This is a genomic window from Bradyrhizobium sp. ISRA430, assembly GCF_029909975.1.
Lineage (GTDB): Bacteria > Pseudomonadota > Alphaproteobacteria > Rhizobiales > Xanthobacteraceae > Bradyrhizobium.
The window spans coordinates 3,218,006-3,243,770 of record NZ_CP094516.1; the positions used below are offsets into that span (position 1 = coordinate 3,218,006).

Genomic DNA, 25,765 nt, shown 5'->3' on the forward strand with positions numbered 1-25,765 from the left:
GAGCGGTACGCGGCTGCTCTCGTTATGACTGTGACCATGCAAGAAATGATAAGCGACCGCCTTCTGCCAATATTGACAGCCGTCAACTCGCTTTCGAGGCGCTGCATTAAATGAGGTGATGGCCCGTTATCGCGTCGGATTGCTGCCCTAATCGGCAGATACCGGATTGCGTCTGGCGCTACGCGCAACACCGGAACGACGCACCTCATGATGGAAATGCTCTGCTACAGAGATTGCCGGGCCGCAACTGCGTGATGCAGCGCGGGGTGCAAATGCACGAGCAACCTGGGCCAATTGGCGCAACCCCCGATCAGGGATTGATCGCACTGGTCATGATCCTCCGATTTCACGGGGTCGCAATAGATCCAGAGCGAATCCGCCATCAGTTCGGGGCGGTCATCAGGATTCCCGAGATCCTGCGCTGCGCCAAGGAGCTGGGACTGAAGGCCCGCGTCCTTAGAACGCATTGGTCCAGACTTCCCGGGCTGCCCATGCCGGCACTCGCGATCCTGCATGGAGACAAGTTCCTGATCTTGGGAAAGGCGGGTGAGGACAAGGTCATCGCTCTGGAGCCTGGCCGCCCACAGCCGGTTATGATGTTGCGGGCCGAGCTCGAGACCACTTGGGACGGCTCGGTCATCCTGATGACTCGCCGGGCGTCTCTTTCCGACCTTGCACGCCGCTTCGACATCACGTGGTTCCTCGGTGCGATTCACAAATACCGCCGATTGCTGACCGAGGTACTGGCCGCATCGCTCGGGCTCCAGCTCTTTGCGCTGGCATCGCCCCTCTTCTTTCAGGTGGTGATCGACAAGGTCTTGGTTCATCGCAGTATGAGCACATTGGACGTGCTTGCTGTTGGGCTCGTCGCGATCGCGTTGTTTGAAACGATACTTGGCATCCTGCGCACTTATGTATTTTCTCACACCACGAACAGGATTGACGTAGAACTTGGCGCCCGGTTGTTTCGTCACCTGTTGGCGTTGCCGATTGGATATTTCCAGGCACGGCGGGTCGGCGACTCCGTTGCAAGAGTGCGGGAGCTGGAGAACATTCGCAATTTCCTGACGAGCTCCGCACTAACGCTCGTCATCGATCTGCTTTTTGCGACGATCTTCATCGCGGTGCTTTTCTTCTACTCGCCAGCTCTGGCATGGATCGTTCTCCTTTCGCTTCCCGTCTATGTCGCAATATCCGCAGGCGCCACCCCCCAGTTTCAGCGGCGGCTCGACGAGAAGTTTCAGCGCGGGGCCGAAAACCAGGCTTTCCTGGTGGAAAGTGTGACTGGCATAGAGACGCTGAAGGCGATGGCCGTCGAACCTCAGATGCAGCGCCGTTGGGAGCAGCAGATCGCCGGATACGTCGCCGCGAGTTTTCGGGTCACCAGCCTCGCGAATGTGGCAAGCCAATCCGTTCAATTTGTGAGCAAGCTGGCGAGCGCAGCAATCCTCTATTTCGGCGCGAAGCTCGTCATAAGCGGTGACCTTACCGTTGGAGAACTTGTTGCCTTCAATCTGATCGCCGGTCGCGTGAGCGCGCCAGTGCTTCGATTGGCTCAAACTTGGCAGGATTTCCACCAAGCCAGGCTCTCAATCGCGCGCCTCGGCGATATCCTGAATACGGAGACCGAGCCGCTGTACAGTCCCAGCAAGATGGCGCTGGCTGCGGTTCGAGGTCACATCACCTTCGAGCACGTGACCTTTCGCTACCGAATCGACGGCCCTGAAGTGCTGCGAGACGTCCACCTTCATGTTCCAGCGAACCAGGTCATAGGAATAGTGGGGTCCTCGGGATCCGGAAAGAGCACGCTGGCAAAGCTCGTGCAACGACTTTATGTACCTGAACGCGGCCGGGTGCTGGTCGACGGGATCGATGTGGCCCAGGTCGATCCTGCCTGGTTGCGCCGTCAGATCGGCGTGGTCCTCCAAGACAGCATTCTCTTCAACTGCTCGATCAGGGACAACATTGCATTCGCAGACCCCGCCACATCGACGGAACGCGTGATCGAGGCGGCCACAATGGCCGGCGCACACAACTTCATTTTGCAACTCCCGAATGGTTATGACACGACCGTGGGGGAGCGCGGGAGCAGCCTGTCGGGCGGACAGCGTCAGCGCATTGCGATCGCGCGCGCGCTGGTCACCGACCCCCGGATTCTCATTTTCGACGAAGCCACCAGCGCCCTCGACTACGAGAGCGAGAGCATTGTTCAACAGAACATGACGAAGATCTCGCAAGGCCGAACCGTACTGATCATCGCGCATCGACTATCAGCCCTGCGAATAGCCGATCGCATCATCACGATTGAAGATGGCCGCCTGATCGAGGACGGCTCCCACCAAGACCTGATCAAGAGCGGCGGGCGGTATTCGAATCTCTATCGTCTGCAGGCAGGATTCCATGACCTTCGATAGCACGTCCTGCTTTCACGACCGTGCCAGGACGCGATGCGACCTCGCCCATTCGCCTCCAACGCTCTATTGGAGCCAGTGAATCCCAATGGAGCGGACAGCGCCGCAGTATATCGAGGACCCGGGGCTTTTCGTCCTGGACGTGCTGCTTCGCTTGCGCGGCGCCGAAAGCAATCTCGATCAAATTCGCCGGTGGTCAGACTACACTCCGATTGGCATTTCGGAAATGCTTGCTTATGCCAGAGAGGTCAACCTCTCCGCGCGCTGTGTGCTGACCGATTGGGACGGATTTTCCAAGCATCCACTCCCCGGCATTGTCCCGCTTCGCGGCGGAAGCTTCGTGGTGCTTGGAAAAGTGCACGGCAATGAAGCGGTAGTTCTTGCTGCCGGCGCCGAACGACCCTCCATCATCCCCAGGTCTGAACTGGAGGCCAACTGGGACGGACGGCTGATCTTGATCGTCCAACGCCGCGCGATCACCGCCTGGCTCCTGCGCCTCTCTCGGAACTGCCCACGCCTGGTTCGGGATCTCAGGGCTTACTCGCGAGCCTCGACCTCTCGACTGGCCGATTTGTTGTCCAGTCAGGCCGGTCGAGTGCTTGCAATAGCCAAGCGGTGGTCGGCGGAGCCGACGGAGGCGGCGCCGAGCGGCAGCACCGGAAATGCGGTGATTGTCTTCGCAGATCATGCACGCAAGCTCGGACGTTCGGTTGCAAGGCTCGGGCCGACCGATCGGGTCCGCCCGAGCGACGAGCTTGCTTTCCTTCCCGCCGCGCTGGAGATCATTGAAACTCCTCCTTCCCCGGCGGGGCGCGCCATTGTCGTCAGCATTCTGGCGGGGCTGGCTATCGCACTGGCCTGGGCCTGCGTCGGCAAGGTCGACATTGTTGCCATTGCTCCCGGCAAGATCATTCCAAGCGGCCGTACCAAGACCATTCAGCCCTTTGAAACCGGCGTTGTCCGCGCGATCTACGTCCGCGACGGACAGGCTGTAACAGCCGGCGAGCACTTGATCGATCTGGACGCGACCATATCGGAGGCCGAGCTGAGCCACTTGAAGAGCGATCTGATGAGCGCGCAGCTCGACGTTGCACGTTCCAAGGCGCTGCTCGCAAACAAGACCGACCCCGTCTCGGCCTTCGAACCGCCAACTGGTACGCCGCCTGCCATGGCCGAGATGCACCGTCGCTTTCTTCTCAGCCAAACGACCGAGCAGAACGCGAAGATCGCCGCCATTGATCGCCAGATCGCGCAGAAGGAAGCCGAGCGAGCAACCTCCAAGGCGTCTATCGACAAGCTGATGGCAACCATTGGGCCCCTTCAGCAACGCGTCGAGATACGAGAGCAACTGTACCAGAGGGAGTTGGGCTCAAAGCTGCTGTACTTGACAGAATACCAGGAGCTGCTCGGCCAACGTCAGGAGATCCTCGTTCAGCAGAGCCGTTTCGGCGAGGCTGACGCCGCCATTGGCGTTCTCGTCGAGACCCGGAACAAGACGATTGCCGAGTACGAGCGCAACCTGTTCGAAGAGTTCGCCAAAGCGGACCAGAAGGCCGCCGGGTTAACCCAGGACGTCATCAAAGCCGAACGCCACACTGGTCTGCAGAGCCTGACCGCTCCAATTGGCGGGGTCGTGCAGCAACTCGCCGTTCATACGGTTGGCGGCGTCGTCACACCTGCGCAACAATTGATGCTGATCGTGCCAACCGACAGCAACCTCGAGGTCGAAGCGATGATCTCGAACCAGGATATCGGTTTCGTCGAAGCAGGCCAGGAAGCCGCGATCAAGATCGACACCTTCAACTTCACCCGCTACGGGCTGCTGCACGGCACAATTATCAGCGTCTCCCAGGATGCCATCCCCCGCAACAAGCCTCCGGACAGCAGCAATACAAAGCCTCTGGGCGCGGACACAACCAGCAGCGAACCAAAAGGTCAGGAGCTCGTGTACGCCGCACGGGTATCGCTCGACAGCAGCTACATGGACATCGACAACAGGCGTGTCAATCTTTCCCCGGGCATGGCCACCACTGTTGAAATCAAGTCGGGTTCGCGCAGGATCATCAGCTATATCCTTTCACCAATCATGAGGTACAAGCAGGAAAGTCTACGCGAGAGGTAGCCGGAAGCCTGCCTATGCCACCCGAGACTATGGCCGGCGCTGATGGAAAGGTCCTTACGATCAGCCAGGAGGCTTCGCCAGCAGCGCAAGACGGACTTCGATCCGATCTAGCCAGCTCGCGGCCAGGCGGCTGAGGCCGACGCCGCAGACTCCTCCGATGGCCTTCACAGATGCATCGAGCACGCGGGCATGCCGATCCGGTGTCAGTAACTGCAGGCTTTCGAGAACGACGGCAGCCGTGATCGTCATGACAGCGATGGCTATCGCATGTCGCCGCGCACCCGAGGCGAACGCGAATCCCATGAAAGCGAATGCCGCGAAATGCTCCAGTTGCAGACCGGCAAGCGCTGGACGATTTTGGATCGGAGACAGCGTAACAAAAGCGATGAAGGCAAGAGCCAGCCAACCGACAGTGAAAAACAGCCGCTGGATCATGACTACTCGCCAGTCTGTATCCGTTTCAATTCAAGCCTCGCAGCGGCCACCTCCTCGACGATGGTAGCTCGCCATATCCTTGGGAGTCGCATTCTCATCACTGTCCGATCCAGCAACGAGCGTGACTTTCGAAGCGGTTTATCCCCCACGGGTCTGATCGCACCAATCGTCCGTTCGCTGGGCTAACGTTCAGGCGAATATTTTCGACTATGGAGACCGCGGACGGATCGTCGCCCGTCAAATCCGTGGCCTAGTACGTTCCGGCCCCAAGCGCGCGTGTGCACACCTCCATTGCACCCCATCTAGTTCGGCTGGCTCGATCTTATGAGGCCAGCTCCGCTCAGCGCGTCCGCCGCTTGTTTGATCGTTCCCCAAGGTAGGCGAGCCCGCGCGGCGATATCGAGAAGCGAGTTCGCTCCGTCAGACATATTCAGAACCCACAGCAACCCCATCTGGAAGTCTCCGGCCGCAAGTCCGCCGAGTCCACTGTAAAGGCCGTAGTCGCCCAGCCTCGGCTCGCAAAATGGCTTCTCGTTCTGGTAGTACACATTGTTCTCGATGATATCGATGGTCGCAATTGCCTTCGACAGCGTGTCGCGCAGGGAACGGGGACGAACGAAGTCCAGGTTGTCTGCCGAGCTATGGTACTCCGCGAATTTGCCAAAGGGCGTTCGCATCACGGTCCCGATCGGAAGGTCGAAACCAGGCGAACAGTACTGCCGTTCGTCGTAGCCATAGGGTGAGAAGTCCTCGATCTCATACGGCTCGCCACTCTGTTCGAGGACGTAAGACCATGCCCTGTCGATCTCCGTGTTTCCGCGGCGGCTCCTCTTGTAGGTCATCGTCCCCGGATCTCCGACGCAAGTCAGTACAAACCCATGTTTCACTCGCCCAACGCGGGCCTCGTTGAGCGCCAGCCAGGTGATCGAACCGATCGTGCCCGGGACAAAGACGAAACGATAGGTGTACCTGAGTTCCATCTTCGAAAGGTATTGCGCAAGTGCCGTTGCAACCGCAATGCCGGACAGATTGTCATTGCACATCGACGGATGACAAATGTGACAGGAGATCAATACCTCTTCCGAAGTTCGACCAACGACTCTCAACTCGCCGTATGTAAGATGACCCGGACCGAGACTGGAATCGACACGCACCTCATAGTCGTCTTCCTGCATTGCAAGCAATTGATTGTGCGGCATACAGAAGCCCCAAGTCGCCTTGTAGTAGCTCGTACGATAGGGCGTCCAATCGGGCTTCTCCGGATCCGTGTAGAGATGCGGCCTGAGCTCGTCGAGCGTCATCTGCGCCCGTACAGGAATGCTGTAGCCGAGGAGATGCAGGTTCGATTTCTTGAAGTCGACCACGCGCTCTCCAGCGCTATTTTTGATGTATGCGTCCCGAACATTCCATTCCGGCGGAACGGTCCAATCGAATACCTGCAGGCCCGATGGCACCTCACAGGTCGTCAACGCAACGTGGTTTCTGATCAAGTCGATCGTTCTCCGAACCCCGTCGCCCGTGATGCTTCGACAGATCGGATACATTTGAGCAACGAACTGATAGAGCGCCTGTCCGCTTTCATCAGCCGATAAATCTACCACTGCCTCGCTTTCCCTGAGGCTTACGACGTCTACATTCCGCGCAATGTCGTCCATATCTCGCCTCGCCGAAAGACTTCTATCCGGTCATTCCACAAGCCTTGGCTCCGGGATCGGCACCACGAACTGAGCTCCCCAGCCGCGGGCGAACGACAGTTGGTTGACAATCTCCCGCTTCAAGTTCCAGGGCAAGATCAATATGTAATCTGGTTTTGTCACATTGATCCTCTCGGGCTCGAAGATCGGAATATGGCTGCCCGGCAGGAGACAGCCCTGCTTGTGCGGGTTTCGATCAACCGTATACTCGATGAGGTCGGTCGTAATGCCACAGTAATTCAAGAGGGTGTTGCCCTTGGCTGGAGCGCCGTATCCCACTACTCGTTTGCCTTGACGTTTTGCCTCCTCGAGAAACGCGAGCAGCTTGCGTTTGATTTCCAGCGCACGTTCTTCAAACGCATTGTAATGATCAAGATTGGCGTACCCGGCGCCGATCTCGCGCGCCCTGAGATCGTGCACCCGGTGCGAGATTGGATGCCATCCCTTGTTGCTATGCTGAGCATAGATCCGCAACGACCCACCATGCGTCGGAATCTCTTCGAGATCAAACAAGGTCAAGCCGTGGGCCGCGAAGATCTTCTCCGCCGAGACGAGCGAGAAGTACGAGAAGTGCTCGTGATAGATCGTGTCGATCTGACATTCGTCAAACAGCCGCATCAGATGAGGGAATTCCATCGTGATGACGCCCTGGTCGTCGAGCAGGATGCTCATGCCTTTGACGAAGTCGTTCAGGTCCGGCACGTGGGCCAGGACGTTGTTTCCAATCAAGAGAGACGCCCGCAATCCTTCACGTCTCAAGGTACGGGCCGTGCGTTCGCCGAAGAACTCTACGCGGGTCGGAATCCCCTTTGCCCGCGCCACAGCGGCGACGTTTTGCGCTGGCTCGATCCCCAAAACTGGCACCTCCGCCTCGACCAAATATTGCAACAAATACCCGTCGTTGCTCGCGATCTCCACAACCTTGCTGTTGGGGCCAATTCCAAATCTGTCAATGACTCGGGCAACGTAAGACTTGACGTGTTGCAGCCACGACTCGCTATACGATGAAAAATACGCGTAGTCGCCGAAGATGTTCTCCGGCGCTTCCCACTCCTCCAACTGAACAAGGAAACATTCCCCGCAAACATACGCACGCAAGGGAAAGAATCGCTCGTCCGCTTTGGCTCTTTCATCACGCAGATAGGAATTGGCCAGCGGCGACAACCCGAGATCGAGGAAGACGTGCTCGAGAGGCGTATTGCAGAAGCGGCAGCAGCTCGGCTCCGCCTGTGCGGATGGTGCTGCGGCGCTGAGGGGGTGAGCGGCTTCCTTCAACATTTTACGGCTCCTGGCGGGTAAGCAACGATGGTTGCCTACACGCTAACTTCCGGCGGCGCCGAGCTATTGACGATCGTCAAGTTACGTTTGAGCTTTCGGTGCGGCATCTCGTTGAGCAAGTGGTGCGACTTCGTTTTCAAGAACTCGAGCCGCCGGTCTAGACACCCTCACGCGCGGCGAGGCTCATTCGCGCCTTCAACTCGGCGCCGATCTCGCTATGGCGCTTCCATCCCCTGTCGCGCTTCGAGATCACGCGCACCGCGACCGGCCAAGTGATTGCGAGCGCCGGATCATCGTGCGGCAGCCCGCCCTCCGCGCCCGGTACGTAGTAGTTGCCAATCAGATAGGTCAGCTCGGTATCGTCCGTGAGAGTGATAAAGCCGTGCGCAAAGCGCTCCGGTATGTACAGCCCGCGCCCATTGTCAGCCGACAGGTTGACGGTGATATGGCGCAAATAGGTGGCTGACTCCGGCCTTAGATCAACAATGACGTCGACGACCGCGCCCTTAGTGCAGCGCACATACTTGGTTTCCGCCGCCGGCGGATACTGGAAGTGCAGGCCCCGTAACGTGCCGCGTTTCGCATTGTAGCTGACACTTCCTTGCGCGACCACCGGCTTGAGACCGTGCGCCAGAAATGTATCGGCGCAGAACATTCGGGCAAAGTACCCTCGGTCATCCTGATGCCTGTCGATGTCCACGGTGTAGGCGCCGGGAAGGATCGTTTCCAAGAATATCATGCGGGAGGAACGGTTATGGGTCCGGCTTTCTAGAAGAGCACGATTCGGCAAAGTTGAACTGCAAGCCACAGTAGAACGAGATCCCACGCGAGCACGCAAATCAGCGCAAGCGCGATACCGAGAACGGGCCAGCTAACGGCTTGCGTCACCGTTTTAGCGGTGCCGATTACCGATATGTATCTTGCGGTCCTGAGTTGATCGACTTCGGACATTGTTCGCCTTTCAACCTGAGACAGTGACGCCTCTCAGGCTAGCTGACGCCGCATTCAACAATCTGACGAATCTCAATAACGACGGTTGCTCTCCTTCGCCCGCGCCTCGAAATGATTTCGCAAACGTTTGCAGCGCGAGAGCCCGAAATTTGAGAATCCTCAACTATGCGGCATTTTGGCATCATCAAATGAGCTAGCACGCACCACGCAGGTGCGGGCCGTTGATCCTTAGAAGTGCGCACAGAGAGTGTTGGTCATGAGGATGAGTTCTCGTCGTTTAGGTGGGACTGTGCGGGCGGGTCTCGAGACGTTCAAGATGTCCGATGAACTGCGATTTCGAGCACGCTGCGCAATCCCTGGTGGAGCACACACCTACGCGAAGGGCGATGATCAATATCCGCTCCGAGCGCCTGGCTTTATCTCGAAGGGCCTAGGCTGCCACGTCTGGGATGCGGATGGCAACAGGTTCATCGAATACGGAATGGGATTGCGTGCGGTGTCGCTGGGGCATGGTTTTCCCGCCGTGGTAAAGGCCGCAATCGAGCAACTGGCGCTAGGGACGAACTTCACACGGCCCTCACCGCTGGAAGTCGAATGCGCGGAGCGCCTGATCGAATTGGTACCCGGCGCCGAAATGGCAAAGTTCACCAAGGACGGATCGACGGCGACGACGGCTGCAATCCGGCTTGCCCGTGCCTTCACCGGCCGGGACATGGTGGCACTATGCTCCGATCACCCCTTCTTCTCCTACGACGATTGGGCGATCTGCACGACACCGATGGACGCCGGCATCCCTCAGGATGTGGCGCGGCTGACGCTCGGCTTCCGGTACAACGACTTGGCTTCGGCCGAAGCGCTTTTCGCTCGGTATCCCGGCCGGATAGCAGCGCTGATCCTCGAAGCCGAAAAGGATGTGCCGCCCGCCGTCGGCTATCTGACCGGCTTGCGCGAGCTCTGTCATCGCAACGGCGCTCTCTTCATTCTCGACGAGATGATCACGGGCTTTCGATGGCCGAAGTGCTCTGCGCAGCGCTATCACGGAATCGAAGCCGACCTCTCGACGTTCGGCAAGGCGCTGGGCAACGGCATTGCCATCTCCGCACTGCTGGGCAAGCGTGAAATCATGCAGCTCGGCGGCCTCGAGCATAATCGTGACCGTGTTTTCCTGCTTTCAACCACGCATGGAGCCGAGACCCACGCCTTGGCCGCAGCATTGGCGGTTATGCGCACCTATCGTGACCAGCCTGTCGTCGAGACGCTTCACCGCCAGGGAAAGCGCCTGAAAGTTGGGGTTGACGCTTGCGTACGTCGTCGCGGGCTGACCAAGCATTTCAAACTGGCAGGCCGTACGTCCAACTTGATCTACACGTGCTACGATGGCGACGGCGTGCCGTCGCAGATCCTTCGCACGCTGTTTCTCCAGGAAACAATCCGCCGCGGCTTGCTGGCGCCCTCGCTGGTCGTGAGCTACTCGCACTCCGACGATGATATTGACCATACCATCGAGGCCATTGATGGCGCACTCGACGTATACAAGAAGGCTCTGGAGGACGGACCAGAAGCTCACCTGATTGGGCGACCGGTTCAACCGGTATTCCGTCGACGAGCCACCGGATCGCAGAAAAGACCGGCGCGTGCATCAGGCGACGCAAAAGCCAGTGAACCGATCAAAACCTGACGCTTGGTACGCAAACAAACCTCGTGCGATCGCCAGTTCACCACGAGCAGACCCGCCGCTGGCTGACAGGGCAGTCACAGCGAGACGCTCGCAAGGTGATATCGAATCAATCGATAGCCCGCCCGTTGGAAACCCGCGCCAGACCTTCCAGATTCGTGAACCTGATGGTCTTGCGATTTGGAAGATCAATGAGCTTCTTCGCTTTGAACTCGGCGAGCGTGCGGCAAACCGTTTCGAGCGACGTTCCGACGTGATCCGCGATATCGGCTCGGGGCAACTGAAGCCGAAGCGCCTCCGGACGTTTGGAGTCGGCCGGCAGGTGCGGTCGAATGCGGAGTAGGAGCCATGCGATACGCGCCACGCAATTCTTTTGGCTCATGGTCATCACCAACGTGAGGGTGTCCGCCAAGACCTGGTGCGCTCCGCAGGGTTGGTCGCTGCGGCACACTCCGGACACCTTCGAACGAACCACGCGGCAATCTGTCACAGCCTCTGCTGTAAATTGCTGGTGGGTCGAATGAGTCGGCATGACCACATCACCAGGCCAATAGAAGGCCAGGATCTGGCGATTTCCGTTCTCAAGAAGTCGGACTGCCCGAACGACGCCTTGGACAATTTCGATCTTATGAGCTTCTTCCTCTCCCTCCCAGAAGAGGGCCCTGCCGCGAGGTATGAAGGAAGCGGAGGGTCGTCTGATTTCAGAAACGTCGTTGCGGGTTAATCTATTGTTTAAAGAAAGTAATTTACCCTCATCGAGGGAAGCAGATTCCGTAAGCATGTCTGATCACCTCAGCACGTAATCAATACACCGAAGTGTAAGCGCTCCGGCTCCGAGCGGTATTCAGGCTCTTGCGTTAGGATTTTGCGAGTTCCGAATAAGCCGGCCGATCTAGTCCATCTGACGACAAAACTATTCGCTGCACACGCCGCGCCCAACCGGGCAAAATATTCGTGCAAACTGTTGAGCAAAATGCTCATGCGGCAGGCGCCCTAGTTCTGCATCAAAGGTCCGTTCGCGATATCCGCGATAGCATCGGCCCACCACTCGAGGTGGATCATGCAGAAATGCAACCCTGCCAGTAGATCTTGACGGACGAGGTGTCCAGATGGGCTCGCGGCACTATCCACATCAATGGGGAGTGATCCTGCGATGCCGCGCATCCGGAAGAGCGGGGCTCCAGACGCATCCATGAGGCCTTCGTCTCGACAGCCGTGTGGGCGCGCTTCACCGCAGCGTCACCTCGGAGGCTGTTCTTGCCGACGGCTCACACCCGGACCAGCTTCAGCTTCGGAGAGTTCCGTTGATGCTTCCGGGCGCAGGGTAGGTTCATCTGCGTTCACTTCAGGAGACGGCGATCGCTCCGCAAATCGTCCAAAGAATGGTTCGACCAACGAGGGCTGGACAGATGACTCAAACCTTGGGCGCCATTGGGTCCGTCTATCACGAACCTCTTGCTCTTAATTCTCGTCGCCAACCGGTCCTTGGACCCGACCAGTTTCGCGGCCATGAATGCCGCCTCGGTTCGATTGCGAGCACCGAGTGCGCGCAGAAGCGCAGCCGTATGAATCTTGCTGGTTCCCTCTGCGATATTGAGTTCGCGCGCAATCTCCTTGTTCGACATCCCCTGAGCCAGCAGCGGAAGAATCTCGTTCTGCCGGCGCGTCAATCGCAGCGCTTCAAGGTCAAAGTTGACCGACTGAATAGGCTCCGGTTGCCCAACATCGTCATCAGCCAGCCACCGCGGAACGTAGATTCGTCCCGATAACAAATCCCCAATCGCGGACAGCAATTCCTCATCTGATTGAAGCTTGGGGACGAAACCATGGAAGCCGGCTGAAAGACAGCGCAACACGTCCGCACGGGTGTTCGAGGTCGACATCACGGCAATACGAGTTGTAGGCCTTATGTCGAACAGTTCGGCAAGGACGCCAAGCGAACGCTGAGTGAGACAACCATGGTCGATCAATATCAGATCGAAACTTATCGCCAGATCGAAACCTTCGAGCCGTGAGGCATCCAAAACTCGAGACTTCTTGAACCGGCTTTCGATCACATCTCGTAGGCCGCTCCGATAAACACTGTGCTCGTCGACTACTAAAATAGCAGACACTGCTCAAACCCCGAGCAATCCCGTACTCTTACCCCGGGATTCTCATATCCTGGCAGCGAGACAGATACAAAAGCGAGCAAACATCGCTCGTAAAAAGCTTCTCGATGTTGCTCTTCGTTATCGCCGCCGGGCATTTTGCCGCTGGTACAACCAATCTGAATATCGCAACGCAAAAAAAGATATCGCGGGCGCTGGAAAAGTCAACAGTTTGAAGCAATCTAGAATGGTTCTGCGGTGGGGGTCGCAGCCCAGGAGCGTCACACGGGCGACACATCTTGCCGCCGCTTTTCAGCGGCGGCCAACGATTACGCGTTGGCAATCGCTGAAATGAATTCGCGAATTGGCGTCCATCGTAAGTGGGAATCCAACTGCTCCGTGTTCTGCAAGTGGCGGAGCTCGGAAAGGCGGGTAAAGGGCGCAGCATTGAACGTGGCTTCATCCAGCCGAATGCGCTCGAACACAGTCCTTAGTTGCCCAGCGCCTCGCTCTGCATTCCATTGGCAGCGGAAGCTCGGCATGTGCGCCTTGATCTTCGCGAAGGACACGCGGTAGCTGCGGTTGTCGGGGCCGCTCTGGCCGAATGACAGCTCACAGCCCGGGAAGGTGTCGTTCACGATTTCTGCGATTTCACGCACCGTATAGTTCTGAGTTTCATCGCCGACATTGAACGCCTCGGCACAGACCGCCTCGCGCGGCGCCTTGAGGGCGCACAAGATGGCCTGGCAGATGTCCTCGATGTGAACCAGCGGACGACAAGGCGTGCCGTCGCTCATGACGCGAATCTTCCCGGTCGTGAATGCCCAGCCAGAGAGATTGTTAAGTACAAGGTCAAAGCGCTGTCGCGGCGATGCCCCAAAGGCCGTCGCATTGCGCAGAAACACCGGCGTGAAGCGGGAGTCCGTCAACTCGAACAGATCACGTTCGACCAGCACCTTGCAGCGCGCGTAGGCGGTTTGAGGATCGCACGACGACGTTTCGGATTTCAGCTCGGCACCGCCGGCCGCACCATAGATACTGCATGACGATGCATAGACAAATCGCTCGATGCCGGCCGCCTTGCATTTGCGTGCGAACTCCACCGAACCGCGATGGTTGATCTCCATTGTAATCGCGGGATCGTTCTCCCCGAGCGGATCATTCGACAATTCCGCCAGGTGAACCACGGCATCGAAGCCCACCAGGTCGGATCGCAACAGTTGCCGCGTATCACGCGACAGCACCATGGGACGCGTCCTGACGTCATCAAACAGCCAGCCGCGGCGGTACAGACCGGTGTCGATGCCGATCGCATCGTATCCGTTTTCGAGCAGTTTCGGGCCGAGTACCGCTCCGATATAGCCGTCGGCTCCTGTGAAGAGAACGCGCATGTGATCATCTCCTCAAAGCGTGGCTCGACCGGCAAAAGCTGGCTCAGGTGCCTTGGCGATCGCGCCCGCCGCAACGCCATCCTTGCTCCACACGCACCAGGGCGGATCTCCCCTGTCCCAGAGCTCCTGCAGCACCGTCTTGTCGCGCAGCGTATCCATGTTCTGCCAGTAGCCGCGGTGCCTGTAGACGGCGAGCTGGTCCTGCTCGGTCAGCCGCGCGAGTGGTTCGCTCTCCCAGCTCGTGCCGTCGCCATCGACCAGATCCAGGGCTTGAGGCTCGATAACAAAGAAGCCTCCATTGATGATCTGGCCGTCACCCGCGTCCTTCTCGCGGAAGCCCGCCGCTCGCGGCCGGTCCGAGGAGAGATTGATCGCGCCGAAGCGGCCGGGCAACTGGACCGCAGTGACCGTCGCGAGTGCGCCCTGCTGATGATGAAACCTGATCAGTTCGCGGATGTTGACGTCGCTGACACCATCCCCGTAGGTCATGCAGAAGGTCGAATCCCCCAGATGCTCGCGCACCCGCTTGAGCCGGCCTCCGGTCATCGTCTTCTCGCCAGTATCGACCAGCGTCACCTTCCATGGCTCGCAGCCGTTTCGATGCATTTCAACGCGATTGCGTTGAAGATCGAGCGTGAAATCTCCCTGGTGAGACAAGTAACTCATGAAATAGTCCTTGATCACCGTGCCCTTGTAGCCACAGCAGATGACAAACTCGTTCAAGCCGTGATGAGAATAGAGCTTCATGATGTGCCACAGGATCGGACGACCGCCGATCTCAACCAATGGCTTTGGAACCACCGAGGTGTGCTCGCTCAATCTCGTTCCGTAGCCGCCGGCGAGAATGACAACTTTCATGGGACTCTCCTGTCACAAGGGCACCGCTGGCTATCCACATTCACAATTTGCGGATGGGTGGGTCACATCGAACCGTAAGCCGCCGCTGCAGGACCAAGTTGATAACCGTCAACTCGACTAGGTGCATTTAGCGAGCGGCCGCCGCGCCATCACGAGCGCTCGCGTCGACGATTTGACACCTGTCAACTTGCCTGATCCTCACCGCTCATAATCAACGATCAAACGCGTCTGACCGTGGCGAGACCGAACGATGACATCGATCGATGACAAGTGGAAAGCGTCGAACGGCAGGCCCGCAGGTTTTGACCTCCTGCGCATCACATTGGCGATCGCAGTAATCCTCTGGCATTCCGTCGCGGTCTGCTATGGTCTGCCTGCCGAGCAGTGGTTCTATGGCGGCTCTCTGAAGCCGCTCGTCTGGCTGATCGTCCCGGCCTTCTTTGCACTGAGCGGCTTCCTTGTGGCGGGAAGCCTGGAGCGCAACGATCTTCCGTCATTCGTCACGTTGCGCGTCATCAGGATTTTTCCCGCCTTGACTGCGGAAGTCGCCATTTCCGCAATACTGATTGGTCCGTTCCTTACGAACCTTCCACCGGCGCGATATTTCTCGGATCCGGACTTCTTTCGCTACTTCCTCAACGCGATCGGCGACATCCACTTCTACCTGCCGGGCGTCTTTTCCGATCTGCCCGTGTCGAACATGGTGAATAGTCAGCTCTGGACCGTCCCACATGAACTCGAATGCTATCTGGCGATAAGTTCCGCCGCGTTGATCGGCCTGGCCAAGCGCCACCGGAGATTCTTTTTCGCGGTACTGTTCATCATTCTGGCGTTTGCGATACGCGACATGCTCAGCGGCAAGCCAGGCGCGCCGGCGGCACCGCCGGGCCGCCTGCTCGTACTCGCCTTCCTGTGCGGGGTCGCGCTGTTTCTCAATCGAAGCCGGATCGTGTACTCGCACTGGCTCCTCCTGATCAGCGTCACCGGCTTTGTCGTCGCCGTGCTCACATCAACCCGAGCCGGCGAGGATCTCGCCGCCATCTTCATCGCCTACCTCACGGTGTATCTCGGACTGCTCAATTTCAGCATTGGACCGATCACCAAGGTGGCCGACTACTCGTATGGCGTATATCTCTACGGATTCCCCGTTCAGCAGACAGTGGCTCAACTGATGCCGGGCCACCGCATATGGTACATCAACTTCGGGATCAGCCTCGCCGTGACATTCGTCTTCGCGATGGCGTCCTGGCATCTGCTCGAATCCAAGGTGATGACGAGAAAGAAGCGGGTTCTCGTTTTCGTCGCCGCGCTCAAGGTTCGCTTGCGAAATCTCGTTGCGCTCTCTCGGGGCCCGTTGGTTCGTCGCTCCGCGGAAGCGCGCGCAGCGCCTCCTAGGTGAAGCAGCGCCTACAACTTCTCTCCCGCAACAAGGTCCGTGCCGTTCGACGTCCAGCGCAAGGCTTGAGGCCCATCGCGCGGCGGTCGAACGTCGCTCAAACTCTCGAGAAGTGACGGGCCAGCCGGTGCAGTAAGCGCATCCGCCCGTAGGCGGCCGGATCGGGGCCAATCCGTCCATCAGGGCGGTCCAGCCCCGCAATGACGGCGTGGTCATGGCTGGTCAACTCAAAACCGAACAGACCGATGTTGTCAGCCATGCGGGTCGGGTTAGCCGATTTCGGTATCGCGATAGAGCCACTCTCGAGGTGCCAGCGAAGAATTACCTGCGCGGCGCTGCAGCCACAGCGCTCGGCAATGGCCTGGATCCTCGGATCGTTGAGAGCCCTGCCCTGCCCCAGCGGGCTCCAGGCTTGGGTCGCGATACCATACCGCTCATGGACGCTCCGCAGCGCGCGTTGCTGGAACGCGGGATGTAGTTCGATCTGATTGACCGCGGGTACGACACCTGTCTCGCGCACGATGCACTCCAAATGGTCGGCCGTAAAGTTGGACACCCCGATCGACCTGACGCGCCCCTGTTTCTGAAGTTCAATGAGCGCACGCCAGGTCTCGACGTAGGCTCCACGTTGAGGGCACGGCCAATGAATTAGGTACAGATCGATGACGTCCAACTGCAGCCTGGTTGCGCTCGCGTCGAAGGCGCGCATCGTCCGATCGTATCCTTGATCTTCATTACGGAGCTTCGTCGTGACAGAGTACTCGCTTCTCGGCAGGTTCGCCCTCTTCAAGGCCACGCCAAGCCCGGCTTCGTTCCCGTAGTTCGCAGCTGTATCGAACAAACGATATCCCGCATCGATCGCGGTGGCGACGATGTCGGGTGCATTGGCATTGTCGATCTGCCAGACGCCGAAGCCAAGTTGGGGCAATGAATGACCGTCATTCAGCAGCACCATCGGGACGTTTGCAGCGGCCGCCCCATGTCGCGCCTGCAGAGACGCGACTTGCATCGTCAAAGGGCTGCCGGCGTCGGAAGACTGCAAGAGAGGCTTTGCTCCTGCACCTGGAATCGTCATCGCTGGATCTGATGTAGGCGAAGGTCTCATGGCGGTGCCGGCAATCGCTTCGGGACGAAGCATGCGACCGCGTCCCGCAATGTCGCGCAACATGGTGCCGTTCAACCAATCACGCGCCGCCGACGTGCGGCTTTCGAACACGAAATAGAAGACGCAAGCGGCGCTCAGGCAAACAAGGATGAAGCTCGCGTCGAGTCCGACCGACGCGAGCGTGAAATCCTGACGACCGCTGGCAACAGTAACGTTGAGAAGCAGCAGGATCGGATAGTGAATCGCGTATAATGAAAAGCTGAATTTCGCAAGCTCCCGGCCGGCGCGTAGCCATGAAGGTAACGGCACCTTCATATAGTCTATGCCGACGACGAATGCGGCTGTGACCAATCCAATGGCCAGACTGGATGCCGCCCACTGAGGGGGCAGGCCCTTGGACATGAGAACATACAAGCCAGCTACGCTCACGAGAAAGCCGCAACACCACGCCCAGATTGGTGCAATCACGGCATAGGCGATCACACCAAGAGACCAGATGGCAAAGAAGAATAGGAGCTTCATGCCGATGTGCGTGCCGCTCCTGTCATGAAGTTCCGCCAACACGAACAATCCGAAAACTGCGACGATCAGCAGAAGATAGGCCGGAGTCCTGCGGACCGAAATCAACGCAAAGAACAGCACGTAGTACCAGAACTCGTTCGATAGGCTCCATAGGGCTGCATTGCCGGCGAATTCCGGACAGACGATGGTCTGGAGGAACAGGCTGTTGCAGATTGCGGTGACAGCCCCGATGGGCGCGTGGAAAATCGCTGCGCCATCGTAGAGGTCCTGATGAGAGGACACATAGGGCTGCCAGCCTGCAGATTGCCGCGCTGAAATATAGATGCAGAACGAAAGTGTCAGCGCTGGCAGGAGCACAACATAGAGGCGCGCCAACCGCGCCGAGAAATAGTCCACCGCATGCAGCCGTCCACGCAGGCTTCTGACCAGCGCGGGGCCACCCACCAGGTACCCGCTCAAGACGAAGAAGACCAGAACGGCAGCGGGACCATGCGCGCTCAATGTCCAGAGGATGGAAAAGACCATCCTGGTCGCCGGGCCATGGCTCTCGTCCGGGAGCTTTTCCATGAACATCAACTGATAGGAATGGAAAGCCAGAACCTCGACGGCGGCAAGTCCACGCGCGAGGTCGAGCCAATCCGACAAAACGGTAGACACTCCCGTGTCTGCGCGAAAAGCGATCACGACATACCTTCCGTTTCGATCAACCGGTTAGCCCGAGAGAGGTGAAGTCTTGTGCTTAGTCTTGATTTCCGCAGTCGAATTGACGCCCCTCAATAATGCGAGTGCAGGACGTTTAGCGACGAGGTGCTTCACAGGCGCTCATTGATGTCGCGCGGTTGCCGAAGGGACTGAAACGCCGATCCGCAAGATCGTAGTCTCGGCGACGTGCACACTTCCGACGGCAGCGGGACAATTCGACGCAAGCTGCCGAATGCATGATCACTGCACCAGAGGCCAAAGCAAAATATGCTTACAATTCCGAGCTGTAGCGATTTCTGCGACCAAGTGACTTTGCTTTTCGCAAGGGCAAATGTGTTTCATCCTCCGCTTTCATCGAAGAACGCCGCACTCTCGTACCATTCGGCAACTTCTCAATCACATTGGCGACAAATTCTGTTGCAAGCGTCGGCTCTCGTAAGGGGACGCTTGCACTGCACCGGTCGTCTCGATCGACGGCCATCGCACAAAATTCGCGCAAGTCCGCAGGCTCTATAACGAGTTCGATGCAACAAGGTCGATTGAACTTTGCGTTGGCATGGTTCATCTTTTGGGGAGAGGCGCAAACGTGATTCGACAAGCTTGATTTCGGTGGCGCTCGGATGCTGGCTGCATGACGCGCAGCCCATACTTGCGAGTATCTCGTCTTAGCAGAAATTGCGTTCAGTTGGCGTGAGCCGCATGAAGTCGGTCATGCTTCGAGGGACTGGGCGATGGCCTCGCCCAGTGAGCGCTGACTGCTGTCTCACGACATCAACCCATACTGATCACCAGGAAAGTGAAATGGCAATTTCGTTGTCGGAGCTGATCAAACAGAACACGCTTGGGCAAAGCGAGGCATTCCCTGCCGGCGTGCCGCATAGCTATAGCTGGTACCAGGGCTGGAATCCCGGCGGTCAGTTGACTCCGCCTGCGGACTTCACCGCTCTCGAGGGCTGGGGGCAGGTCTACACAGAGGAAGGGGCTCCGGCCTCCCCGAACGCAGACGTCGAGGTCGCGAACGCGAAGACCTATGTACACATCAAGGAGACCGGCCAATGGGTGCTGGTTCAGGACCAGTCGAAGCTCGGACTGGGAGGGGGGCATTTCGTCGCTGATTTCGCAGGCAATTCAGCCTATCCGATGTCAGTGACCAATCTGTCAAATGGGACCGCGAGTTTTGATGCTCCCGTGGACGGGTACAATGATCATTTCTGGTATGGGGCACGAGGGACGTACGCCGCAGGAACGGTCGACGGCGTCTACGTCCAAATGGACATGAGGACGACAGATCCGAACGCGAAACTGGTTGGCATGGTCGGCGTCGATTGGTGGCGCAACGCGACGGCTCCTTTCCTCGCTGACCACAGCAACAATCCGGGCGTCGGCGGAAGCAACTGGGTTGAGCTTTCAACGCAGTGGAAGACGATTGGCTACTATTCCATGAGCACTGCGGCCTTCACGGCAGACTTGCCTCCGCCGCTGCTCGGATCCTCGGAAACACCTCCGGTCGTGCCAGCGGATACGCTGGCGCCAGCAGCACCCAAGATCACGGCGTTCACACCGGATACCGGTACTGTCGGTGACGCGACCACAGACGCTCAGCAATTGACGTTGAGTGGCACAGCGGAAGCGGGCAGTACAGTAAAGGTATTTGAAGGGACCACCGTGATCGGCACGGCGAAGGCCAATGCGAGTGGCACCTGGAGCGTGACCACGGCGCAACTGCCGAGGGGGGCCCACGCCTTTACCGCAACCGCCACCGACGCTGCAGGTAACGTCAGTTCTAAATCCGCTGCCCTGAGTGTGACAGTGAGTTCTCCCGTCACCACTCCACCGGCACAGGGCGAGAACCTGTTGGTCAATGGATCGTTCGAGGCGACGACCTTGGCACCCTTCGCTGACGGCCGCTGGGGAGCCTACCGGTCCGTCTCCGGCTGGACGGCGATCACCGGCGGCATGATCGAGCTTTGGAACAACCTTGACGGAGTCAAGGCCAGCGATGGCGGCAATTTCGGCGAACTCGACTATGCCGGAGCTCAAGATGGATTTTATCAGGACGTCAAGACTGTTGTGGGACAGGTCTACAACTTGTCTTTCGACGCACGCTCACGGCCCGGCTTCACCGCTTCAACCTGCTCGATCCAGGTGTTGTGGAACGGCTCAGTCGTTGCCACCGTCCCTCCCGGCGCAGCATGGGAAACCTACGACTTCAAGGTGGTCGGGACCGGTGGCCAGGATCGCCTAACCTTCCGCGAGGTGGGGAGCCAACGTAGCGACGGACTCGGCGCCCTCTATGATAACATCGAATTGACCGCCGCGACATCTCAACCCGTCACGCAACCACCGACGGCAGGCAGCAATCTGCTCACAAACGGGTCCTTCGAATCGTCATCGTTGGTACCCTTGCTGGACGGTCGTTGGGGGGCCTTCAATTCCATTACGGGCTGGCACGCCATCAGTGGCGGCACCATCGAACTCTGGAACAACCTCAACGGCGTGAAGGCCAGCGACGGAGGAAATTACGGCGAGCTGGACTATGCCGGAGCTCTCGATGGCTTGTACCAAGATGTAAAGACCACCGCCGGCCAAGAGTACGTACTCTCCCTCGATGCCCGTTCGCGACCGGGATTCACAAGCTCCACCTGCTCAATCGAGGTGTTGTGGAACGGCTCGGTCATTGGCGTGGTTCCACCAGGAAACACCTGGCAAAGCTACGATTTCAGCGTGGTCGGCACCGGCGGACAGGATCGCCTGACACTTCGCGAGGTGGCGAGCCAGTCTAAGGACGGGCTGGGTGCGCTGTATGATAACGTTTCGCTGGTCGCCAAGCCAACAAGCGCCGCTTCGGCATCACTGCTGAGTGTTGCAAATCAGGCGGCGGCACTGATGACACAATATGCGGCAACGGACGTCACCAACACCGGTGCAGAGACCAGCAGAGTCGTGGCCAGTGATCCCAACTCTTCTGCAGGTCAAACGCTTTCCTTGCCGGCACAGCACTAGCCCACCGCGATCGAGGGACTACAGCTTCAGGGTGTCGCGCAGCGGCACCCTTTTTCGTCGGCCACACGGACCGCGGCAATCCCACGCACGCACACAAGTGCACGCAAGAGGCAGACTACCGCCCTCAACCAGGTCGCCTGACGTGGAGAACAGCAAGCGGAAATTGATAATCGTCAACTCGGGTCGGCTCGGGTGGCACTAGTTGACATTGGGCGTGCCCCAACGATGCCACTCGCCGTCCGTGCGCGCCTTTGGTGCGATCAATTGTGGAATGGAGACGGTCGTGCACGCCATCAGGTCCACTTCTGATCAGGTACCTCGGAATAGTCGGTCGAATGGCTGGCGGCCGCCGCGATTGCTGCCGCGCGACGTCCGGTAATCCTGATCCATGACAGCTTCGGCGAATATCACGGAGAGCGCGCCCCTGAATGGCGCCCAAACGGTCGCGAACCGCTACTTTTCAGATGATCAGACCTATCCTTTCGTAACGATCGCCATTCCTACGTATAATCGGGCTGCGCTCTTGAAGGGCTGTATTGCGTCGGCGTTGTCGCAGACCTATCCCCATTTCGAGATCCTCGTCTCGAATAACGCCTCGCCGGACGATACTAGCCGGGTCTTGAGTGCCTTCAGCGACTCGAGATTGCGAGTCATCAATCAGGCGACGAATATCGGCTTGCTCCCCAATTGGAATGCCTGTCTCGCAAACGCCAAGGGCGACTATATCGTCTTCGTTTCCGATGATGACAGGATCATGCCATGGCTGCTCGAGCGATGCGCGGCTCTCATCAGACAGCAGCCGCAACTTTCGAGCGTGATCACACTGAGCAATCTTCACGCAGCCTCACTCGGGCAAACAAGGCCCCCCCGCGCCAGCCGTCTCTGCAATACGGGCGTTCGGGACGGCGCGATAATTCTGAAGGACTTCTTGACCGATCAGATCACCGTCAACATGTGTGGCGTGGTGATGCGTACCGAACTGCTGCGGGAGCGAGGAGGCATTCCGCTTGATCTTCCGCACACGGCCGACGTCGCCGCTTGGGCACCGCTTCTGCTGTTGGGCCGAGCCGGGCTGATCAATGAGGCCTGCGCAACCTATACCTATCACGATGATTCCGAGACGGCTCGGTTGGGCGTCGAACAGCTTCTGGACGACGGGCGCCGGGTGGCCGACTTGATCGCACAGACAGCAGAAGCTCACGTGCAGGACTCAGAGCTGCGCACGACCATCCAAATCGAGGCCAAGCGCTGCTTCGCCCGTCGCGGACTGATCACGCTGTCCGATTTTCGCAAGAGCGGCGGCACTCTTCAGGAGATACTGGAGGTGGCCTGGCGATTTCGTCACGACCTTTACGGCGCGAGCCTGAACGCCGTTTTCCGCTTCGTCGTTCTCTCCCTTTGCCCGCGATCGCTCGCCGCCCGGCTGCGCCGACTAAGGCACAGCACACCGGAGCAACTTGCCTGAACGCGCGCTTGGCCGCGCTTATTCACTATCGCCCGGTCGCACTCCCTTCTCAGCCACGCCATTATTGATACCCCTCAAATTCCGGACCTCCTGCATATGTAGGCTTCTCAGGGAAAGAGAGTGCATGATCATCAGTTTTCATAGAAGACCTGTTCCTGCCGATCGAAGGCCTGGAATCGGGATGCGTTATGGCAGGGTGACCGCAGGAGGCACTGGTGGTTCATTGTGCCTGATTCATCATCTGCATTGTGAGCACCGCACGCATGTCCGCTACACTCAATCAATTCCTCACCGCTCTGATGGTCATCGCCATGCGGGCCAGCATCATGAGCTGCAAATTCGGCCTTGCCCTTTTTATTGCCCGCTATCTCGATCTGTCGTCGCTGGGCTTGTACGGGCTTGCCGCAGGCGCCATCGCCGCCGTTCCAATCGTCGTCAATCTCGGGATGAATCATCTGCTGATGCGCGACGCTGTTACGGCCTCCGCGGCGGAAATGATCGACGGCATGCGCCACTATTGGAGCTTCGTGATCTCGGCGTACGTCGTACTCTTGCTGATCGTTGCTCTGGTCACCATCGCCCTTGGCACTTCCACCCTCTGGATCCTGATCGTTGCCGTAATCATGTTCGAACATGTCGGAAACGACATCTTCTATCTACTTTCGAGCCTGCAGCAGCACCTCTCGGCGAACGCTATCGGCTTCCTACGTGGTGCGGCGTGGATTCTCGCTTACGTTCCACTCGCCATCTGGGATTCGAGCCTTAGGGCACTCCCCTATCTTTTCGAATTTTGGCTGGCCGGGAGCATCGTCTCGGTAGCGCTTTTCGTTTTCCTGAGCTGGTCCTGGCCGTGGCAGGCATGCTTCTCCCTTCCGTTTAGGCCCTCAGTGATTACCCAAGCGATCCGGAAGTCCTTCCTCATGCTAGTAAGCGATCTCGGCTTCATTGCGAGCCAATACATCGATCGCTACCTTATCACCTTGTTCTTGGGCCTGAGGGTCGCGGGCATCTACTTCCTGTTCTGGACCGTAGGCAGTTCCGCAACTACCTTCCTTGCGTTGGTCCTTCAGCAGAAACAGCGTCCTCTCCTGATCAGCGCGTATCGGACCGGGGGGCCCTCCGCACACCGTGAGCTGGCTTGGCGCTTCATGCAGACGACGGCTCTTGCCACGGCGGCGCTCAGCATTGCGATCGGCCTAGCGTTCCAGGTGCTCCTGCCGTGGCTGGAGCAGCCTGCTCTCGCTGCGCAGTGGTCGGCATTTTGGTTGATCGTCACCGGGCTAGCGGCTCGCTACATGGCCGATTTCGGTGCCCTCAGCCTGTTTACGGCACATCGCGATCGGTTGACGACGGTCACGAATGTCGCTTCGGTGTGTGTGTTGGTCTTGGCGCAGTTGGCGCTGCTGCCTATTGCCGGCCTCCATGGAGCTGGCGGAGCGATCCTGCTGACCTCTCTCATCATAGCACTTTGGCGCTATTGGCTCTTGTTCGGTCTCTCGCTCAAGAATGTCGAATCCGGCCGGGTGAGAGTCTAGACGCGACCGGAAACCTTTCGCGCTGCCCGGGTCCGGCAAATAGCTCACATCCGGCCGCCGACTATTCGTAGTGTCGCCGCACCGAGAATCGGATTGCGGCGGGCAGGATGGCGAACGCGACGAGCGCGCAGACCACGATCGCAAACGGGACGATCGGGAGACCGTAGCCCGCCAATTGGAGCGCCCGGCCGATCCAGGATCCGCCCCTGGTCTCATCGAAGTCCCCCGAGCGGAGCGGGGCGATGGGGCCACCGCCGACTGGCGCGATTCTCCGGTGCTCAACATCCGCGATGAATTTTCCGTTCAAATCGATCTACGACGAGAGGCCTTTTGTCTCCCGTTCCGCAGTTGATTGAAAAGACTTTGTGTCCCGAATGTCAGTGGTACTTGATCTCGTCGGAGGCCTCAGTCCGTTTGAATATGCAATCGACCTCGAGCAGCGAGACAGGATCCTGAGAATAGTAGGTCACAGGTCGCATCTGGCTTAGCGTGAATCCGGCCTCGCGCATGAAGAGGAGCGCCTCGTCAAACTTCCAGGTGCCCTCGTAGAGGTGGACGAGCGGCAATTCCAGTTGGACGCCAAGAAGGCGACGAAGCGAGTTCCCGCCACCTCGCAAAACGTGCTGTTCGAATCCCTGGGTATCGACCTTCAGAAACACGCGCTCGTCGGCAAACTCCGAGTATATCGAATCGAGGGTCGCGATGCGCACCTCTTCGACGCGGATCACGTCCGTCGCATAGATGCTCTTACGACCGATCTCTGTCTGGTTGGCGATCGAGCTCATCGCCGTATTCTTGCTGACGTTGATCTCGATAGTGCCGATCGTCTCGCCGAGAGCCACGTTTCGACAATGCCAATTCTTGTCGGTTGCGCAGTTCTTCTCAAGTCGTTCGAACACGTCGGCGACCGGTTCGAAGGAGACTACCTTGCCTGTGTACCCTTTTGACCTGATTTCCTGCACGAACTGGCCCTCGTTCGCGCCGACATCCAGCACCAAGTTGACAGACCGCGAGTGGAGAAACTCCACCAAATTGGGATGATGACGGCGGATCTCGTACCCCGCTGACTTGATGATCGATTTAAGCCGGTCCTTCACCATCATGTCTGTGCTCCCGTGAGTTCTGGTTTTGC

The 25,765-nt window shown here is 58.5% G+C and carries 17 protein-coding genes and 1 pseudogene; 7 read left to right on the top strand and 11 right to left on the bottom strand.

What is annotated here, in order from left to right:
* Nucleotides 1-272 precede the first annotated feature (272 nt).
* Both MTX21_RS15485 and MTX21_RS15495 read left to right on the top strand, forming a co-directional pair.
* Nucleotides 273-2,414 (top strand): type I secretion system permease/ATPase, encoded by a 2,142-nt coding sequence (locus tag MTX21_RS15485; protein WP_280965652.1) that lies wholly within the window; start codon nucleotides 273-275, stop codon nucleotides 2,412-2,414.
* Nucleotides 2,415-2,499: 85 nt separating this feature from the next.
* Nucleotides 2,500-4,533, top strand: a complete 2,034-nt coding sequence (locus MTX21_RS15495; RefSeq protein WP_348637478.1) for an HlyD family type I secretion periplasmic adaptor subunit — start codon at nucleotides 2,500-2,502, stop codon at nucleotides 4,531-4,533.
* A gap of 60 nt (nucleotides 4,534-4,593) precedes the next feature.
* Here the strand turns inward: MTX21_RS15495 and MTX21_RS15500 are convergent, their stop codons facing one another.
* The 4 genes from MTX21_RS15500 to MTX21_RS15515 form a co-directional block, all read right to left on the bottom strand.
* Nucleotides 4,594-4,968 carry a VanZ family protein gene (locus tag MTX21_RS15500; protein WP_280965653.1) on the bottom strand — a complete coding sequence of 125 codons (375 nt, stop codon included), beginning with the start codon at nucleotides 4,966-4,968 and terminating at the stop codon, nucleotides 4,594-4,596.
* Between the two features lie 302 nt (nucleotides 4,969-5,270).
* Nucleotides 5,271-6,623: a DUF4910 domain-containing protein gene (locus tag MTX21_RS15505; protein ID WP_280971385.1), complete on the bottom strand. Its 1,353-nt coding sequence runs from the start codon at nucleotides 6,621-6,623 to the stop codon at nucleotides 5,271-5,273.
* Between the two features lie 30 nt (nucleotides 6,624-6,653).
* On the bottom strand, nucleotides 6,654-7,940 hold the full coding sequence (locus tag MTX21_RS15510) for a class I SAM-dependent methyltransferase (protein WP_280965654.1): 1,287 nt from the start codon (nucleotides 7,938-7,940) through the stop codon (nucleotides 6,654-6,656).
* A 157-nt stretch (nucleotides 7,941-8,097) separates the two neighbouring features.
* Nucleotides 8,098-8,679 carry a dTDP-4-dehydrorhamnose 3,5-epimerase family protein gene (locus MTX21_RS15515; protein WP_280971069.1) on the bottom strand — a complete coding sequence of 194 codons (582 nt, stop codon included), beginning with the start codon at nucleotides 8,677-8,679 and terminating at the stop codon, nucleotides 8,098-8,100.
* A gap of 528 nt (nucleotides 8,680-9,207) precedes the next feature.
* On the opposite strand from MTX21_RS15515, the gene MTX21_RS15520 reads away from it, so the two are divergent.
* Nucleotides 9,208-10,569: a glutamate-1-semialdehyde 2,1-aminomutase gene (locus MTX21_RS15520; protein WP_280965655.1), complete on the top strand. Its 1,362-nt coding sequence runs from the start codon at nucleotides 9,208-9,210 to the stop codon at nucleotides 10,567-10,569.
* A gap of 106 nt (nucleotides 10,570-10,675) precedes the next feature.
* Here MTX21_RS15520 and MTX21_RS15525 read toward each other — a convergent pair whose 3' ends face one another.
* The 4 genes from MTX21_RS15525 to rfbF all read right to left on the bottom strand — a co-directional run bounded on the left by MTX21_RS15525 (nucleotide 10,676) and on the right by rfbF (nucleotide 14,905).
* Nucleotides 10,676-11,347 (bottom strand): helix-turn-helix domain-containing protein, encoded by a 672-nt coding sequence (locus tag MTX21_RS15525; protein ID WP_280965656.1) that lies wholly within the window; start codon nucleotides 11,345-11,347, stop codon nucleotides 10,676-10,678.
* A 559-nt stretch (nucleotides 11,348-11,906) separates the two neighbouring features.
* Complete coding sequence (locus tag MTX21_RS15530) at nucleotides 11,907-12,680, bottom strand: response regulator transcription factor (protein WP_280965657.1); 774 nt, start codon at nucleotides 12,678-12,680, stop codon at nucleotides 11,907-11,909.
* Nucleotides 12,681-12,985: 305 nt separating this feature from the next.
* Nucleotides 12,986-14,047, bottom strand: a complete 1,062-nt coding sequence (locus MTX21_RS15535) for an SDR family oxidoreductase (RefSeq protein ID WP_280965658.1) — start codon at nucleotides 14,045-14,047, stop codon at nucleotides 12,986-12,988.
* A gap of 12 nt (nucleotides 14,048-14,059) precedes the next feature.
* Nucleotides 14,060-14,905: a glucose-1-phosphate cytidylyltransferase gene (rfbF, locus tag MTX21_RS15540; RefSeq protein WP_280965659.1), complete on the bottom strand. Its 846-nt coding sequence runs from the start codon at nucleotides 14,903-14,905 to the stop codon at nucleotides 14,060-14,062.
* A gap of 250 nt (nucleotides 14,906-15,155) precedes the next feature.
* On the opposite strand from rfbF, the gene MTX21_RS15545 reads away from it, so the two are divergent.
* Nucleotides 15,156-16,304: an acyltransferase gene (locus tag MTX21_RS15545; RefSeq protein ID WP_280965660.1), complete on the top strand. Its 1,149-nt coding sequence runs from the start codon at nucleotides 15,156-15,158 to the stop codon at nucleotides 16,302-16,304.
* Between the two features lie 94 nt (nucleotides 16,305-16,398).
* Here the strand turns inward: MTX21_RS15545 and MTX21_RS15550 are convergent, their stop codons facing one another.
* Entirely contained in the window at nucleotides 16,399-17,310 is a 912-nt protein-coding gene (locus MTX21_RS15550) for an aldo/keto reductase (protein ID WP_280971070.1), read from the bottom strand.
* Nucleotides 17,311-17,553: 243 nt separating this feature from the next.
* Nucleotides 17,554-18,612: pseudogene (locus tag MTX21_RS15555) on the bottom strand (acyltransferase); the annotation flags it as partial.
* A gap of 819 nt (nucleotides 18,613-19,431) precedes the next feature.
* Here MTX21_RS15555 and MTX21_RS15560 point away from each other — a divergent pair.
* The 3 genes from MTX21_RS15560 (at nucleotide 19,432) to MTX21_RS15570 (ending at nucleotide 24,633) form a co-directional block, all read left to right on the top strand.
* The gene (locus MTX21_RS15560) at nucleotides 19,432-21,633 is read left to right on the top strand and encodes an Ig-like domain-containing protein (RefSeq protein WP_280965661.1); all 2,202 of its coding nucleotides are present in this window, start codon (nucleotides 19,432-19,434) and stop codon (nucleotides 21,631-21,633) included.
* A gap of 388 nt (nucleotides 21,634-22,021) precedes the next feature.
* Nucleotides 22,022-23,098, top strand: coding sequence for a glycosyltransferase family 2 protein (locus MTX21_RS15565; RefSeq protein WP_280965662.1), 1,077 nt, complete (start codon nucleotides 22,022-22,024; stop codon nucleotides 23,096-23,098).
* A 263-nt stretch (nucleotides 23,099-23,361) separates the two neighbouring features.
* Nucleotides 23,362-24,633, top strand: coding sequence for a polysaccharide biosynthesis protein (locus MTX21_RS15570; protein ID WP_280965663.1), 1,272 nt, complete (start codon nucleotides 23,362-23,364; stop codon nucleotides 24,631-24,633).
* Between the two features lie 377 nt (nucleotides 24,634-25,010).
* Here MTX21_RS15570 and MTX21_RS15575 read toward each other — a convergent pair whose 3' ends face one another.
* Nucleotides 25,011-25,736, bottom strand: a complete 726-nt coding sequence (locus tag MTX21_RS15575; protein WP_280965664.1) for an FkbM family methyltransferase — start codon at nucleotides 25,734-25,736, stop codon at nucleotides 25,011-25,013.
* Nucleotides 25,737-25,765 lie beyond the last annotated feature (29 nt).

Coding starts and splice junctions, on each gene's coding strand:
- MTX21_RS15575 (WP_280965664.1), bottom strand. CDS start 25,736: ATGATGGTGAAGGACCGGCTTAAATCGATCATCAAGTCAGCGGGGTAC.
- MTX21_RS15560 (WP_280965661.1), top strand. CDS start 19,432: ATGGCAATTTCGTTGTCGGAGCTGATCAAACAGAACACGCTTGGGCAA.
- MTX21_RS15535 (WP_280965658.1), bottom strand. CDS start 14,047: ATGCGCGTTCTCTTCACAGGAGCCGACGGCTATATCGGAGCGGTACTC.
- MTX21_RS15545 (WP_280965660.1), top strand. CDS start 15,156: ATGACATCGATCGATGACAAGTGGAAAGCGTCGAACGGCAGGCCCGCA.
- MTX21_RS15525 (WP_280965656.1), bottom strand. CDS start 11,347: ATGCTTACGGAATCTGCTTCCCTCGATGAGGGTAAATTACTTTCTTTA.
- MTX21_RS15570 (WP_280965663.1), top strand. CDS start 23,362: ATGTCCGCTACACTCAATCAATTCCTCACCGCTCTGATGGTCATCGCC.
- MTX21_RS15520 (WP_280965655.1), top strand. CDS start 9,208: ATGTCCGATGAACTGCGATTTCGAGCACGCTGCGCAATCCCTGGTGGA.
- MTX21_RS15510 (WP_280965654.1), bottom strand. CDS start 7,940: ATGTTGAAGGAAGCCGCTCACCCCCTCAGCGCCGCAGCACCATCCGCA.
- MTX21_RS15565 (WP_280965662.1), top strand. CDS start 22,022: ATGACAGCTTCGGCGAATATCACGGAGAGCGCGCCCCTGAATGGCGCC.
- MTX21_RS15500 (WP_280965653.1), bottom strand. CDS start 4,968: ATGATCCAGCGGCTGTTTTTCACTGTCGGTTGGCTGGCTCTTGCCTTC.
- rfbF (WP_280965659.1), bottom strand. CDS start 14,905: ATGAAAGTTGTCATTCTCGCCGGCGGCTACGGAACGAGATTGAGCGAG.
- MTX21_RS15505 (WP_280971385.1), bottom strand. CDS start 6,623: ATGGACGACATTGCGCGGAATGTAGACGTCGTAAGCCTCAGGGAAAGC.
- MTX21_RS15515 (WP_280971069.1), bottom strand. CDS start 8,679: ATGATATTCTTGGAAACGATCCTTCCCGGCGCCTACACCGTGGACATC.
- MTX21_RS15550 (WP_280971070.1), bottom strand. CDS start 17,310: ATGCAAGTCGCGTCTCTGCAGGCGCGACATGGGGCGGCCGCTGCAAAC.
- MTX21_RS15495 (WP_348637478.1), top strand. CDS start 2,500: ATGGAGCGGACAGCGCCGCAGTATATCGAGGACCCGGGGCTTTTCGTC.
- MTX21_RS15485 (WP_280965652.1), top strand. CDS start 273: ATGCACGAGCAACCTGGGCCAATTGGCGCAACCCCCGATCAGGGATTG.